Genomic DNA, 15,522 nt, shown 5'->3' with positions numbered 1-15,522 from the left:
CGCCTCGCGCGCCATGATCCGGATCGTTGATAGGTTAATTGCTGTCGATGACAACCGGATCGGGCACGTCCGGTTTTTTCTTTTCCTGCGGCTGGCGGTCTTCCGGCGCCGGCAAGGGTCGCGGCGCGGGATCGGCGGAGGGGAGCGGCGGCGCGCCTTCGGCGGGCTGGGTCGCCAGAATGATGTCCATCGCCTGACGCCATTCCGCTGTCCCGCGCTCAAGACCGGGCAGGGCGCGCCGGGCGAAATGATTGGCGTCGGGATGCGCGCCCGACTGGAAACGCGATTCCGCCGTCGCTAGATCGGCCTTTGCGGTCTCTCCCTGCTCGGCATAGGCGCGGGCGAGCTCGTACCAGGCAAAGCCGTTGTCTTTTTCCTTGGCGACGGCGCGTTTCAGGTGCGTGGTCGCCTCTTTAAGAAGATCCGGTTCATGAGAGGCGATCAGCGACCGCGCAAGATTGACCCGCATCAGCGCATTGTCGGGGAGCAGCTCCACCGTCTTGCGGTGCGGCGCGATGGATTCGTTGGTGCGGCCATATTCGAAGAGGATCTGGCCTTCGAGTTCATGGAAGTAAGGATTGTCAGGATGCGCGGCCGTCAGCGTCTGGATTTCAGCGAGCGCCTTGTCGATTTCGGAATGCCGGTAATAGGCGACGGCGCGCGCATAATGCGCCGGATCCGATTGATCCGATAACGGATAATCGCGCAGCGTCTGCAGCGGGTCGTGGAGAAAGCCCTTGATTTTCGCCTGGATGAGGTTCAGCCGGTGAATATCCTCCGGACTGTCCACCTCATTGAAGTAAGGCGATTCCATCGCACGGGTTTGCAGGGCGGCGTAGCGGTCATTGGCCAGCGGGTGCGATTGCAGAAACGGATTGATGCGCTGACCGGTGATGATCTGGTAATTGCGCATGCGGCTCCAGACTTCCATCGCCCCTTTGGTCGATTTGCCGAGCCGGTCGAGATAGGTGATGGAAAGCTGGTCCGCCGTTCCTTCCTGGCTGCGGCTATAGACGAGATAATCCTTGATGGCGATGTTCTGGCCGAGGCCGAGAAGACCGATGCCGGCTTCCGGCGAGCCCGCCGCGATCGCCGCGCCGGCAAGCAAAAGGCCGAGGATCATCGGCTTGCCTGCATTCGCCATGGCCTCCGCCGATCGCGCCGAATGATTGGCGGCGAGGTGAGCGGCTTCGTGCGCGATCACGCCTTCGATTTCGTTGGGCGTCTTGGCGAAGGTGAAAAGGCCCGTGTTGACGCCCATATAGCGCCCGCCCGCAAAGGCGTTGAAGCTCGGATCGTTGACGATGATGATCTCGATGGATTTGGGGTTGAGGCCGGCGGCTGCGAAGATCGGCCGTGAATAATCCTCGAGCCAGGCTTCGATTTCGGCGTCGCGCAGTGTTGAAATCCCTTGCGCCTGTGCAGCCACAGGGGCCGCCGCCGTAACAAGCGCAGCCATGGCGGCCAAAGATTTCCGCAAACGCAACCCGAATGTCTTCAACGCCATTCCTTAACCCTTTCGCACGCCCCCTCAGCCAAACCTGGCGCACGCGAGCCTATCTTACTGACGCATTGCGGCGATTTCGAGATGCGGCGCGCTTCGGCGCCGCATTTGTGAGCGTGTCAAAAAAAGCCAGTCAGGCGTCGCTGCCGCGGCTCCACCAGCCCTTTTTCCTCGGTTTTTCAACGGCGGGTTGCGGGGTCCCGGCGAGATCGGCGGGGGCCTGTTCCTCTTCGGGCTCCGCCGCGGCGTTTTCCTGGTCCTGCGCCGCAGTTTCTTCAGCAGGCGCCGCGTCATGCCCGTTTTCATGGGCCGCGCCATTGGCGCGCGGCGCCGCGCTGGTTTCCGTTTCGGCCTCTGCCTCTGCCTCGACGGCTGGACCAGGCGTTTCCTCAGAAGTCTCTACGGACTGGTCGTCACCCTCATCTGAAGAGGCGTCTTTTCCTTCCAGCGCGTTCTGATCTTCCTCTGAACCATCGCCGCGCCCTCGCCGGTTGCGTCGGCCGCCGCGGCGGCCTCTGCGGCGGCGGCGGCGCTTGTCGCCATCCTCGTCGCCGGTTTCTCCGTCGCGGGCTTCGCGTTCGGCGCCGTCGCTTTCTTCGGCGTCGCCTTCATCTTCTTTGGTTTCGCTCACGTCGCGGGCTTCGCGCGCCTCGGAACTGTCGCGATCCTTGCGGCGGCGGCGGCGGCGGCGTTTCTTGCGTTCGCCGCCCTGCTCGTCGCTGTCCGCGTCATCGCGGGCTGGGGCGGCTTCGGCTTCCGGCTCCTCGTCGAGTTCGACGAGTTCGGTCTGGTCGGCGCGGATCACTTGCGCCGTTTCAGCGCGCTCGCGCGGAATGCCGGACTTTTCCAGCGAATAATCATCGCCGGCGCGGTCCGTATCCGGAATAAGCTGAATAGTGACGCCGTTTGCATCCTCGATGCGTTTCAGCCAGTCGCGGTGATGGTTGAGAACATAGACCGTGACATCGAGAGAGGCATGAACGGAGATAATTCCGGCGCGGCCCGAGACGGCTTCGCCTTCGACGGCGCGCAGAATTCTGAGCGCGGCCATTTCCGCAGAGCGGATGACGCCGGCGCCGGAGCAGGTGGGACAGGCCTGCGTCGTGCCGTCGACAATGCCGGAACGGCGGCGTTGCCGCGACATTTCCATCAGGCCGAAGTTGGAAATGCGGCCGAGCTGGATACGCGCGCGGTCATGCTTGATCGCGTCTTTCAGTGCCTTCTCGACTTTGCGGTTGTTGCGCTGCTCTTCCATGTCGATGAAATCGAGCACGATAAGGCCGGCAAGGTCGCGCAGGCGGAACTGGCGCGCCGCCTCGTACGCCGCTTCGATATTCGTCTTTAGCGCCGTCTGCTCGATGTTGCGCTCGCGCGTCGCGCGGCCCGAGTTCACGTCGATGGCGACCAGCGCCTCGGTCTGGTGTATGACGATATAGCCGCCTGATTTCAGGCGCACGACCGGCTGGTACATGCCGTCGAGCTGCTGTTCGACGCCGTTTTTGAGGAAGATCGGCGCCGTGCCCTTATAGGGCTGCACGAACTTCGCATGACTCGGCATCAGCATTTTCATGAAGTCTTTGGCTTCGCGATAGCCGGTTTCGCCCTCCACCAGGACTTCGCCGATATCCTTGTCGTAAAGGTCGCGGATCGCGCGCTTGATGAGGCTCGCTTCTTCATAGATGAGGCACGGCGCGATCGATTTTAAGGTCAGGCTGCGGATGTTCTCCCACAGGCGCAGGAGATAATCGTAGTCGCGCTTGATCTCGACCTTGGTGCGCTTCGCCCCTGCGGTGCGGATGATCAGCCCCATGCCTTGCGGCACGTCGAGGCTGTCAACGACGCGGCGCAGGCGCTTGCGGTCGGTGGAATGAGGAATCTTGCGGGAGATGCCGCCGCCCCGGGCGGTGTTGGGCATCAAGACGCAATAGCGGCCTGCGAGCGACATATAAGTGGTGAGCGCTGCGCCCTTGTTGCCGCGTTCCTCCTTGACGACCTGAACGAGCAGGATTTGGCGGCGCTTGATGACTTCCTGGATTTTGTAATTGCGCAGGAGCTGCGAGCGGCGGCGCTTGGCGTCTTTGTATTTTTCGAAAAGAGCTTCGCGTTCTTTCGCTTTAGTGCGCTTGGTCTCCGGCGTTTCAGGCTCTTCTTCCTCGTCGCCTTCGTCTTCCTCAGCGTCGTCGTCGGAACTTTCCTCAGCGACAGCTTCAACGGTTGCGTCTTCGTCATCGGAAGCGTCGTCATCATCGTCCGCTTCATCGGCGTCTTCTGAGGCTTCGACGGTTTCTTCTTGCTGTACGGCGTCATCCTCTTCCCTGGTTTTCACCGCAACGGAAGAGCCGTCTTCGTCTTCTTCGCCGTCCTCTTCTTCCTCTTCTTCCTCTTCGTCGTCGGAAGAGGCGCCCTCAATCTCGTCGACCGGATCAGCGCCGTGTTCGTGATCGTCGGCGTCGTCGGAAGCTGCCTTTAGATTCCGGTCCGCCGCTTCTTCCTCGTCTTCGCTGTGATCTTCTTCGTGATCGTCTTTGCGCGCGCGACGGCGGCCGTCGCCCTCATGGTCGTGATCGTGATCCTCATCGTCCTCGAAATGATCGTCGTCGCCGCGCGAGGAGAGCTCGAGCTGCGAGGCGAGTTCAGCGACTTCCGCCTCCGCTTTTTGCAGCGCCTGCCGGTCGGAAACGGGGATCTGGTAATAGTCGGGGTGGATTTCGCTAAAGGCGAGGAAGCCGTGGCGGTTGCCGCCATATTCCACAAAGGCCGCCTGAAGCGAGGGCTCGACGCGCGTCACGCGCGCCAGATAGATGTTGCCTCTTAGCGGCTTCCTGGCCGCAGATTCAAAATCAAAGTCCTCGACCTTGCCGTTGTCGAGAACCGCGACGCGCACCTCTTCCGGGTGGGCTGCGTCGATCAGCATTTTTTTCGTCATTGTATTGGGCTCCGCGATGCGGCGGCGCAGCCGGGGCATCGCATGTGTTGTGTCGCCGGATGGGCGCCGCGCGCAGCATCTCACGCGCCGGACAGGTAGCCTGTCGGGCGGCGGCGGAGAGTATCGGGGCGGTCACTATCATCAGCGAAAGCTGTTTTCCTGTGCCGGCGGACCGGCGAATGAGGTTGCCGAATATATCCGGCGGATTACTGGCGCCGGCGAACCGGCTGGACTTAAGGTTCCGGCTTTCCGCCGGGATGGCGCAAAATGCGCCCTGTTTTGCTCCTCGCGCAGTCTGGCCTGGCCTTGCCGGCTTGGCTTTGTCGGCGCGGGCCGGCTGGGGGAGCTGCCGGCGTCAAGTTTCTGGAAAGGCTGGCTTTTTAGCCTCTTTCCCGAAAAATTCCTTGTGATGCGCAAGGCTTGAGCAACCCTCGATCCACTTCCTAGATGGACCTTATGCGTCGTGACATCAATAGCTTGCGGTTTGGCCGAAGCTTCGACGGCGCGCAAGCTGTTTCTGACCATGCCATGGTTGCGGGGAAAAAGAAAACCCATGGTTAACGCGACTCAGTATTGCATGGGAGATGCGGACAAACGATCCGTAATGATTAACGCAGCGTTAACGCTGGTGAAATCAAAATGCCGCCTGTACAAGACGCTTCGGGGAATTCCGGGGCATCAGGGCGGAGATCGGGAGCGGCGGCGTGAAGCCTGGCCGTTCCGAGGCGTATGGATGGGCAGATGATGGCCGGATTCTTTAAAGCATCGCAAAGACTTATGCGTATCGGGGCGGTTCTGGCCGCGTTCATCGCCGGTTTTTTCAGCGCCGCCCGCGCCGCCGAACTACTGGATGTGCGTTTCGGCCCTTCCGCGGATGCGACCCGCATTGTCTTTGATCTTCAGGGCGCGCCGCAATACGCCATTTCCGGCGACGATCTAGGGCAGGGCCGGCTATTCGTGGATTTCCTCAATCTCGAAGGGGCGACAGCCGCCAGAAATGGCATGGGCCATGTCGCGGCGGTGAGCTTCGCCCGTGAAGGGCGGGCCGGCGTGCGCGCGACCTTCCAGTTCAAGAAGACGGCGAAGATCAAGGAAATCTTTGTGATCGAGCCGTCGCCCGGCGTCGCCAAGCACCGCCTCGTCATCGATCTGCAGACTGGAGACAAGGCGGCGTTTCTCGCCAGCCTGCCCGTGCGTCAGGACAGCATCGCCGCCATCATCGAACAGGTGGCCGGTGACGCGCCGGAGCAGAAAGCCCCTGTTCCAGCCGACACGCAGACTGCCGCCGTGACCATTCCGCCGGCGCCTTCGGTTAAAGACGACGCCTTCGTCGTCACCGAAAAGAAGGTGGTTGTGATCGATCCCGGCCATGGCGGCCGCGACCCAGGCGCCCAGGGCCAGAGCGGCACCTTTGAGAAGAACGTCACCTACGCGGCCGCCGAAGCGCTTGCGGACATTCTGAAAGAGCGCGGCGGCTACAAGGTGGTTCTGACGCGCGGCAAGGATGAGACCATTCGTGTTGAGGACCGCGAGACCTTTGCGCGCAAAGCCGGCGCCGATCTTTTCATCTCGCTTCATTCGGACGCCCTTCACCAGCCTGCAGTGCGCGGAGCGTCGGTTTACACGCTTTCCGCGGAAGGCGCTGAGCGGTCGGCCAAGATGGTCAAAACCGAGGGCGACGGCGAAGTCTATAATCTCAACCTGAAAAACTATGACGGGGTTGTCGGCGACATCCTTCTGGATCAGGCGCAAAGAGTAACGCTCAATAACTCATCGAAATTCGCCCAAATCCTCATCAACAACCTCTCAGGCAAGACGCCGATGCTGAACCGCTCCCATCGCGACGGCAATCTAAGGGTGCTTCTGGCGGCGGATGTGCCGGCCGTGCTGCTGGAGATGGCGTTTATCTCCAACGCCAAGGATGAGGCGAATCTCAATTCTCCGGTCTGGCGCAGCCGGGTCATGGGCGCCGTCGCCGACTCAATCGACGCCTATTTTGCGGCGGAGAGCCGCCAGCGTCAGGCGCAGCTCTCTCCCGCCGCCGGGCAATAAGCTAAATCTTACGAAAATAAGGGATTTGCGGCGCTATTGCGCCTCGCTGCCGTCCAAATTATGCGATAAGGAAGGGCGATGGCGGGGCGGCGTAGGCCCTGAGGGAAGAGTAAGGGACCGGACAGGCAATGCGCGAGGCGCGCCGGGGAGGCGGGCCGGGAGCCGGAACAAGCGTAAAGACCGATGAGCGATCACAAAGACGACGAGCACGAGAAAACGCCGCCGGAAGAGGGCGAGCGCCTGCAATTCGGCGATGCGCCCGAAGAGGGCTCTGCGCCATTGCACTCGGCGCCGCGCGACGATGATGACGATCCCATCGAGAACGACATGTTCGCCCGCGACGATGAACCCGCAGAAGAAGCGCCGGAAGACGAAGAAGTCATTCTTGGCGAAGAGGATGCGGTCGATGACGCCCCGCCGCCGAAAAAGGCTGAGCCTCTCGCGGCGCCCAAGCGGCGCGCCGCGCCGGAGGAGGCGCCCGAAGCGGCGCCAAGAGACGGAAATGGCGGCGGCGGAGTGGTGGTTTCCATGTTGAAGTTTGTCGGCTTCGCATTCGCGGCGGCGGCGATCGGACTGATCGGCGTTGCTGGATTTTCCGCCTGGTATCTTCACAACCTCAACAAGGATTTGCCCGACTATCAGCAGCTCGCCGAATATGCGCCGCCGGTGACGACGCGGGTCTATGCGGGCGACGGATCGCTTGTGGCGGAGTTTGCGCGCGAGCGGCGCCTCTTCGTTCCCATCGAGGCGATGCCGGATCATGTGAAATACGCCTTTGTCTCGGCTGAGGACAAATCTTTTTATGACCATGCGGGTCTCGATTTCCGGGGTCTCGTGCGGGCGCAGATTTCGAATATCGGCAACGTCCTGCGCGGGCGCCGTCTCGAAGGCGGCTCCACCATCACCCAGCAGGTGGCGAAGAACTTCCTGTTGACCAGCGAGCAGAAGGTCGAGCGCAAGCTCCGGGAAATGCTCATTGCACGGAAGATGGAGCAGACCTTCACCAAGGACCACATTCTTGAGCTCTATCTCAACGAGATTTATCTCGGCAATCGCTCCTATGGCGTCGCCGCCGCCGCGCTCAATTATTTCGACAAGTCTCTAGACGAGCTGACCATCGCAGAGGCGTCCTATCTTGCGGCCATCACAAAGGGGCCGAGCAATTATCACCCGATCGACAACGAAGCCCGCGCCGTAGAGCGCCGCAACTGGGTCATCGGACGCCTCGCTGAAGACGGGCGCATCACGCCCGAGGAAGCGGAAGAGGCGCAGGCCCAGCCCCTAGGCGCGCAAATCGCGCCGCCGCTCGGCGCCCGCGACTGGACCATGGAATATTTCGCCGAGGAAGTCCGCAAACAGATCGTCGAGCTTTACGGCGTCGAGGCGCTTTACGACGGCGGCCTTGCGGTCCGGACAACGGTCGATCCGCATCTCCAGAAACAAGCCGGCGAAGCGCTCCGCCGCTGGCTTGTGGCCTATGACGAGCGTCATGGCTGGCGCGGTCCGATTTCCACAATGCCGGAAGTTCCGGGCGAGTGGGCCGAACCGTTCAGCGAGCTCGTCGATGATCTGAAAAATTCGCGCAAGATTTCCGATGACATGGCGCCGTGGCGCGCGGCGCTTGTGCTTTCGGCCGATGCGAAAGAAGCCCGCATCGGTTTCCCCGACGGCGAGACGGCGATCATTCCCCTCGATCTGATGCGCTGGGCGCGTGAATATATTTCCGCCAACAATCTCGGCAAGGAAGTGACTTCCGCCGCCGCCGTTCTAAAGCCCGGCGACGTCGTTTATGCGGAAAAATATGAAGCTGCGACCTTGCCGAAACCCGAAGGAGCGGCAGAGGACGCTGCTGCAAAACCGACCCCGGAAAACGCCTATGCGCTGCGCCAAACGCCGGCGGTCAATGGCGGGCTGATCGCCATCGATCCTCATACGGGCCGCGTTCTCGCCATGGTGGGTGGGTTCTCGTTCCAGATGTCGGAATTCAACCGTGCGGTGCAGGCCCAGCGCCAGCCGGGCTCTGCGTTCAAGCCGTTTGTTTATTCGGTGGCGCTCGATAATGGCTATACGCCCTCATCGACCGTGCTTGACGCGCCCTTCGTCGCCCCGGGCGTCGACAGCTGGTACAAGCCGGGCAATTATATCGAAGGACGGTTCTACGGCCTTTCCACTTTGCGTCTCGGCATCGAGCAGTCGCGCAACACGATGACTGCGCGCCTAGCGCAGGATCTCGGCATCGGCCGCATCATGGACTACGTCGACCGCTTCGAACTCTCCGACAGCCTGCCGCGTGAATTGGCGATTTCTCTCGGCGCCGCGGAAACGACGGTGATGCGCATCACCGCCGGCTATTCCGTCTTCGTGAATGGCGGCAAGAGCGTTGAGCCGGTGATCATCGACCGGATTCAGGACCGCACCGGCAAGACCATCTACAAGCGCGATACACGGGAATGCCAGGGCTGCAATACCGATTTCTGGTCCGGGCAGTCCGAGCCGCAACTTACCGACGAGCGCGAGCAGGTGATGGACCCGCGCACGGCCTACCAGATCACCTCGATCCTCGAAGGCGTTGTCCGCCGCGGCACCGCGGCGGGCGCCGTCGGACGCAAGACCGACAAGCCGCTCGCCGGCAAGACCGGCACCACCAACGATTACAAGGACGCCTGGTTCGTCGGTTTTGCGCCGGACCTCGCGGCGGGCGTTTATGTGGGCTTCGACATGCCGCAGACGCTGGGCCAGGGCGAGGCGGGCGGCAGCGTCGCCGCGCCGATCTTCGCCGACTTCATGGTCGAGGCCTTGAAAGACAAGGCTGGCATCCCGTTCCGCGTGCCCTCCGGCGTGCGGCTGGTGCGGGTCAATGCGCGCACAGGCAAACCGGCGGGCGCCGGCGACACCAATGTCATTCTCGAAGCCTTCAAGGCGGAAGACGACCCGAATTCCAGCCGCTCGCTGGAAGACGACTACACGCTCGATCCGTTGAGCGCCGCGCCGCAGGCCCAGGACAATGAAGAAGACCTCAACGGGCTTTACTAGCGGGCCGAGCCTTCGCATATATCGCGGATAGCGGCTCCTGGCCGTTTTCCATTCCAACGGCTTCTTGCGCGGGAGACACTATGCGCGCCGAAATCACGACCCTGACAGACGAAATCAAGCAGTCGCTCGAACTGCTGAGGAGGCGTCTTTGACTGGGATAAATCCGAAAAAGAATTAGCCGAGCTGAACGCCAAGGCCGAAGATCCGCATCTCTGGGACAAGCCGGAAGAGGCGCAGGCGCTCATGCAAAAACGCACCGCGCTGGAAAACCAGATGAACGCGGTGGGGGCGATCCAGTCCGAGCTCGACGATCTTCTGGGCCTTGCTGAAATGGCGTGGGAGGAAGACGACGACGCCAGCCTTGACGAGGCGCAGGCGATGATCGCCGATCTTCATGCACGCGCGCAGAAAGCCGAGATCGAGGCGCTGCTTTCCGGCGAGGCGGACGCCAATGACTGTTTCGTCGAAATCCATCCCGGCGCCGGCGGCACGGAATCGAACGACTGGGCGTCAATGCTCCTGCGCATGTATATGCGCTGGGCGAACCAGTCGGGCTACAAGGTCGAAGTCATCGAGGAACAGCCCGGCGAGGAAGCGGGCATCAAATCCGCGACCATTCAGGTGAAGGGCCACAACGCTTACGGCTGGCTCAAAACCGAATCCGGCGTTCATCGTCTCGTGCGGATTTCGCCCTACGATTCCAATGCGCGCAGGCACACATCGTTTGCGTCCGTCTGGGTCTATCCGGTCGTCGACGACAAGATCGACATCGAGATCAATGAAAGCGATTGCCGCGTCGACACCTTCCGCGCGTCAGGCGCCGGCGGCCAGCATGTGAACACGACGGACTCGGCGGTCAGGATCACGCACAATCCGACAGGAATTGTGGTGCAGTGTCAGAACGAGCGTTCGCAGCACAAGAACCGCGCGACCGCATGGAACATGCTGCGCGCGCGTCTTTACGAGCTTGAACTGCAAAAACGCGAAGAAGCGGCGGCGGCGTCTGCGGCGTCGAAAACGGACATCGGTTGGGGCCACCAGATCCGCTCTTATGTGTTGCAGCCTTATCAGCTTGTGAAAGACACGCGCACGGCGGTCGAGCACACTGATCCCGATGCGGTGCTGGGCGGCGATATCGATGGGTTCATGAGCGCGGCTCTGGCGCAGCGCGTCGGCGGCGAGGCCTAGACGGATTTCTTCCGGAAATGCTTCTGAAATTCCGTGGCGGCGCCGAGGCCCATTTCCATGGGCTTCACGCGCTCCATCACTTGATCGACTAAGACTTCGCTCATGCGCGGCGCATGGAAGAGCCCGCGATAGGCGCGCCAAACGCAATAGATAAGAGCGGCCGCTGCGATTACTGTGCTGGCCGCGCCGAGCCAGCCATCGGTGTTCTTGAGGGTGAAATCGCCGAGAAGCCAGGCGGTTGCCCCGACGAACGTCCACATTACCGCCTTGAGGGCGCCAAACAGGCGGCCGAAACGCCGGTCAACGATATGAAATTGCTGCGCCGCTTCGGTTTGTTTCCAAGCCTCTAGCTTTTCAAGCGTTTGGTCCAGTTGCTCGCGCATGACATCCGCCCCCTGATGATCTTCCGGAGTTTGACGCCGCGGCGCTTAATAAGCGGTTTCCCTGTCTTCTTTATTGCGGCGCAGCAGGAACCTGCTCAAAAACCCTGATTTTGTGAGGTTCCGTCTTTCGCGCCTGCGGAAAAGCTTAACAAAGTCTTAAAATGTGAAAATGGTTAATGCGGTTTGCAATTGACCGGACGGCGTTCCTGATATTCCATAATATATGTCGGGACGGAATAATCCTTGTACCGATGATCTCTTCGAGGAATGCTTTTCGGCAAGCACATAAAAGGGAGACCTTTAAAGCAATAGCCTGAAGGATCATGAATCCCGGACCACGCAACAGAACACACTCAGCAATTGCGAAGTCTGTGATGCTGGCTAGGGATGAATGAGAAAAGCGCGTCCGCGTAGAACTGCGGACGCGCTTTTTGTTTTCCTTGGAGCTGTTTTATTTCCGGTAGTCGAGCGGCGGTTTGCGGTCGCCGAGGAGCGACTGATATTTATAATTTTCGCCGCGCGCTTCCTCGAATTCCGCTTTCGCTTCCTCCCGCAATTCCGGATTTTCATAAAGCTCGATCGCGGCCAGCGTCAGCGCCTTCGCCGCGACTTGCGCGCCCTTGAAGCCGATGGACATGCCGCTCGCGGCGACCGCCTGCCAGGAATGTGCGGATGTGCCCGGCGCCCAGGTGGCGGTTCTGACGCCGACCGTCGGGGCGGCGTAGGAGACGTCGCCCACATCGGTGGAGCCGTAGCCGAGCGACCGGTCATAGGGCTGGATTTCATTGGCGCTGTCGAGGCTCGAGCGGGGGTTGTCGATGGTCGAGCGGATTTTCTCGGCGAATTTCTTTTCCGCGGCATCGTATTCAACGCCGCCGACCTCGCGCAGTTTCTCGTCCATCATTTTGGCGAGCGCTTCGTTGACGAGTAGCGGGTTGTTGCCGTGAATGACTTCCCAATCGACCTTCGTCCCGGTGCCCATGGCGCCGCCGCGCGCTGCGTCCTCGAGCCGCGCCCAAATCTCCTCGACGCCTTTGGCGTTCGGGTGGCGCACATAATAAAAGACTTCCGCGAAATCCGGCACGACATTCGGCGCCGAGCCGCCTTCGGTGATGACGTAGTGGATGCGCGCATCCTGCGGAACATGTTCGCGCATCATGTTGACCATCATGTTGAAGGCTTCCACACCGTCGAGGGCGGAGCGCGCCTGCTCCGGCGCGCCAGCGGCGTGCGCCGAAACGCCTCTGAAGCGGAATTTCGCCGAGCGGTTCGCAAGGCTTGTCCGCGCCGCAGCGGAATTTTCATCGTCGGCGTGCCAGTGCAGCGCAATGTCCACATCATTGAAAAGACCGGCGCGCACCATATAGACCTTGCCGCTGCCGCCTTCTTCCGCCGGCGTGCCGTAAAGCCGGATGCGCCCCGGCGTTCCGGTTTCTTCAAGCCAGTCGCGGATGGACAGCGCCGCGGTGAGCGAGCCGGCGCCGAAAAGGTTGTGGCCGCAGGCGTGGCCCGCGCCTTTGCCCTCTATTGGCGCTCGGGCCGGAACGTCGCCCTGATTGATGCCGGGGAGGGCGTCGAATTCAGCGAGGATGGCGATCACCGGCCCGCCCTTGCCGTATTCCGCGATGAAGGCCGTGGGAATGTCCGCAACGCCTTTGCGGACCGAGAAGCCGGCGGCCGCAAGCTTGTCCTGAAGGAGCTGGCTTGACCGCTCCTCCTGATAACCGACCTCGGCCCATTCCCAGAGCTGGCGGGCGACGAAGGCGGTCTCATCATAGCGCGCATCGACGTCTGCGATGATGGCGGCGTCATCAGCGAACGCTGTCGTGGGGGCGAAGGCTGCTGCGGGCAGAATGGAGAGCGCGGCGAACAGGAAAGAACGATGCATGCGGAGGACCCCTCGAAGGCTGAATCAAAGAGCCAGCATGCACAATCGCGCCGCCTTGCCTAGAGGCAGGGGCGCGATTGTTGGCTTGGAGAGAAAAGGTGCGGCGACGCAGTGAGCCGAGGCGCCGCCGCAGGCGGCCAGGGGAGAGAGAATTAGCCGCCGAATTTCACTTCGAGATTGAGGCCGAAGCTTTCAGCGTTGGCGTCGCCGAATTCGTAATGGGTGTAATCGGCCCGGAGCGAGAGGTTCTCGGTGAAGTCATAGGCCGCCGACGCGCCAAAAGCGGGGCCGTCGTCGGAGCCGCCGAAGACCAGTTCATTACCGCCGAGAGTTGCGACGGTCGAATCGATTTCAGCAAAAGCATAGCCTGCGCGCGCCGAGACGTCGAAACGGTCGCTCACCGGCAGGATGAAACGGCCATAGGCGCCGACCAGATAATCGAGGCCGAGATCGCCCGGCCCTGAGATGACATCATCGAAGAAGCCATCGTCATTGTCATCGAAATCGAGATCGTCTTCATCGCCGTCGAAATCGAATTCGCCGTCATCGATGCCGAAGGTGATGTCGCTTTCCACCGCGAAGAACCGGGCGAACTGCCAGCCGGCGCGCGCGGTCAAGCCATGCACATCGGCGCTTCCGCCGACTTCTTCATCGAAATCGAGATAATTGTACCCGGCCGAAATATAGGGGCCTGAGGTTTCAGCGCCTTGGGCGTGAGCCGTTCCCGCTGCGGCGAGCGTAGCGGCGGCGCAAAGCAGCGCGGTTTTGGTTTTGATCTTCATTTGGATATCCCTTCAACTGTTACTGGCGAAGCAGGTTCTCCGGCCAACAGGCGCCGCGCCTACAGGTTCCAACCCTTCCAAAGGTTCATGTTGCGCTTGCGTAAATCCTTGATGGAGGCGCACGAATTGCCTTTACGGGGAAATCCGCCCAAAGTTTCGCAAAAGCGAGGAGGGCGGCATGACGGAAACCCAAACGGTTGCGCAGAAGGGCTTTTTGGGCTGGGTGGAGCGGACGGGGAACCGCCTGCCGGATCCGGTTTTCATTTTCTTCTATCTTATTGTCGCGCTTGTCGCGGTCAGCATTCTCGCCGCGCTCACCGGGCTTTCCGTTCCCCATCCGACTCAGACAGACGCAGCGACCGGCGCGCCTATCATGATCGAGGCGGTGAGTCTGTTGTCGGCGGCGAACATCCAGCGGCTCTGGGTCGAGATGCCGGCGACCTTCACCCATTTCCATCCGCTCGGCTATGTGCTGGTGGTGATGCTGGGCGCCGGGATCGCCGAGCGCAGCGGGCTCTTCGGCGCTTCCATGCGCGCCGCCGTTCGGAATGCGCCGAAATTTTTGCTGACGCCCATGGTCGCGCTCGTCGCCATGATCGGCAATCTCGCCGCCGACGCAGCTTATGTCGTGCTCATTCCTCTCGCCGGCGTTCTCTACGCCGCAGCGGGACGGCATCCGATTGCCGGCATTGCCGCGTCCTTCGCGGGCGTCTCCGGCGGGTTCTCGGCCAATCTTTTGCCGGGCCAACTCGATGCGCTGTTGTTCGGCATCACAGAAGCCGCAGCCGAAGCGATTGTTCCCACTTGGGACGCCAATATCGCCGGCAACTGGTATTTCATCGCCTCAATGACTTTCATCTTCCTGCCGGTGATCTGGTTTGTGACGGACCGCATCATCGAACCGCGTCTCGGAAAATATGTCCCGCAAGGACCCGCGGGCGAAATGGTCAAGGACGGCGACAAGCCGCTGTCCGCCGATCAGAAAAAAGGGCTTCGCTACGCGCTTATCGCCGCCTTGCTTGTCTGCGCGCTCTGGGTGTTCTTCACGGTCGGGCCGGGCACGCCGCTGATCGATGAGGAAGCGCAGCCTGAAGCGCGGCTGTCGCCGTTTTACAGATCGCTGGTCGCAGGATTTTTTGTACTCTTCCTCGCCTCGGGCTGGGCCTATGGCGCCGCGGCAGGCACAGTGAAGGATCATCGCGACATCGTGAGGATGATGTCGGAAGCCATGGGCGATCTTGCTTATTATCTCGTGCTCGCTTTTGCGGCGGCGCATTTCGTCGCCATGTTCGCCTGGTCCAATCTCGGGCTCATCTTTGCGGTTAACGGCGCGGACTTTATTCAATCCTCCGGTTTGCCCATGCCGCTGACGCTGGCGCTGATTGTGCTCCTGACCGGTCTCGTCAATTTGTTCGTCGGATCGGCGAGCGCGAAATGGGCGCTGCTCGCGCCAGTGCTGATCCCGATGCTGATGTTGCTGGGCGTCAGTCCCGAAATGACCACGGCCGCCTATCGCGTCGGCGACAGCGCGACCAACATCATCACGCCGCTGATGGTTTATTTTCCGCTCATCCTCACTTTCTGTCAGCGCTGGCAGAAAGATTACGGTCTCGGCAGTCTGACGGCGACGATGATTCCCTATTCGCTGTTCTTGCTCGTCAGCGGCCTTGTGCTGGTGATGATCTGGGTGGCGCTCGGCCTTCCGCTCGGTCCCGGCGCGGGCCTGCATTATCAATTGCCGGCTCAATAGCCGATGTTCAAAACCG

General features: G+C 61.3%; 9 protein-coding genes. 4 read left to right on the top strand and 5 right to left on the bottom strand.

The annotated features are described in order from the left end of the window. Window positions 1-34: 34 nt before the first annotated feature. Together ACQY5P_RS04025 and ACQY5P_RS04020 are read right to left on the bottom strand one after the other, a co-directional pair. Window positions 35-1,507, bottom strand: a complete 1,473-nt coding sequence (locus tag ACQY5P_RS04025; RefSeq protein WP_428409560.1) for a M48 family metalloprotease — start codon at window positions 1,505-1,507, stop codon at window positions 35-37. Between the two features lie 130 nt (window positions 1,508-1,637). Further along, entirely contained in the window at window positions 1,638-4,430 is a 2,793-nt protein-coding gene (locus ACQY5P_RS04020) for an Rne/Rng family ribonuclease (RefSeq protein ID WP_428409559.1), read from the bottom strand. A gap of 741 nt (window positions 4,431-5,171) precedes the next feature. Here ACQY5P_RS04020 and ACQY5P_RS04015 point away from each other — a divergent pair. From ACQY5P_RS04015 to prfB, 3 genes are all read left to right on the top strand, one after another. Continuing rightward, window positions 5,172-6,482 carry an N-acetylmuramoyl-L-alanine amidase family protein gene (locus ACQY5P_RS04015; protein WP_428409558.1) on the top strand — a complete coding sequence of 437 codons (1,311 nt, stop codon included), beginning with the start codon at window positions 5,172-5,174 and terminating at the stop codon, window positions 6,480-6,482. Between the two features lie 528 nt (window positions 6,483-7,010). Further along, window positions 7,011-9,515 carry a penicillin-binding protein 1A gene (locus ACQY5P_RS04010; protein WP_428410627.1) on the top strand — a complete coding sequence of 835 codons (2,505 nt, stop codon included), beginning with the start codon at window positions 7,011-7,013 and terminating at the stop codon, window positions 9,513-9,515. An 80-nt stretch (window positions 9,516-9,595) separates the two neighbouring features. Continuing rightward, window positions 9,596-10,703 (top strand): peptide chain release factor 2 gene (prfB, locus tag ACQY5P_RS04005; RefSeq protein ID WP_428409557.1). Its coding sequence is split into 2 segments (ribosomal slippage): window positions 9,596-9,664 and window positions 9,666-10,703, totalling 1,107 coding nucleotides; the frame shifts between segments, so codons are not numbered across the junction. Here the strand turns inward: prfB and ACQY5P_RS04000 are convergent. The 3 genes from ACQY5P_RS04000 to ACQY5P_RS03990 form a co-directional block, all read right to left on the bottom strand. Next, window positions 10,700-11,086: a hypothetical protein gene (locus tag ACQY5P_RS04000; RefSeq protein ID WP_428409556.1), complete on the bottom strand. Its 387-nt coding sequence runs from the start codon at window positions 11,084-11,086 to the stop codon at window positions 10,700-10,702. The two genes, prfB and ACQY5P_RS04000, sit on opposite strands and share 4 nt — an antisense overlap. Before the next feature lie 451 nt (window positions 11,087-11,537). Further along, on the bottom strand, window positions 11,538-12,974 hold the full coding sequence (locus tag ACQY5P_RS03995; RefSeq protein ID WP_428409555.1) for an amidohydrolase: 1,437 nt from the start codon (window positions 12,972-12,974) through the stop codon (window positions 11,538-11,540). A 152-nt stretch (window positions 12,975-13,126) separates the two neighbouring features. Continuing rightward, window positions 13,127-13,756: an outer membrane protein gene (locus tag ACQY5P_RS03990; protein ID WP_428409554.1), complete on the bottom strand. Its 630-nt coding sequence runs from the start codon at window positions 13,754-13,756 to the stop codon at window positions 13,127-13,129. Between the two features lie 178 nt (window positions 13,757-13,934). On the opposite strand from ACQY5P_RS03990, the gene ACQY5P_RS03985 reads away from it, so the two are divergent. Further along, entirely contained in the window at window positions 13,935-15,506 is a 1,572-nt protein-coding gene (locus tag ACQY5P_RS03985; protein ID WP_428409553.1) for an AbgT family transporter, read from the top strand. Window positions 15,507-15,522 lie beyond the last annotated feature (16 nt).

Source organism: Hyphococcus sp., from assembly GCF_965267305.1.
Classification (GTDB): Bacteria; Pseudomonadota; Alphaproteobacteria; order Caulobacterales; family Parvularculaceae; genus Hyphococcus.
This window is presented reverse-complemented; position numbering and strand designations above follow the sequence as displayed.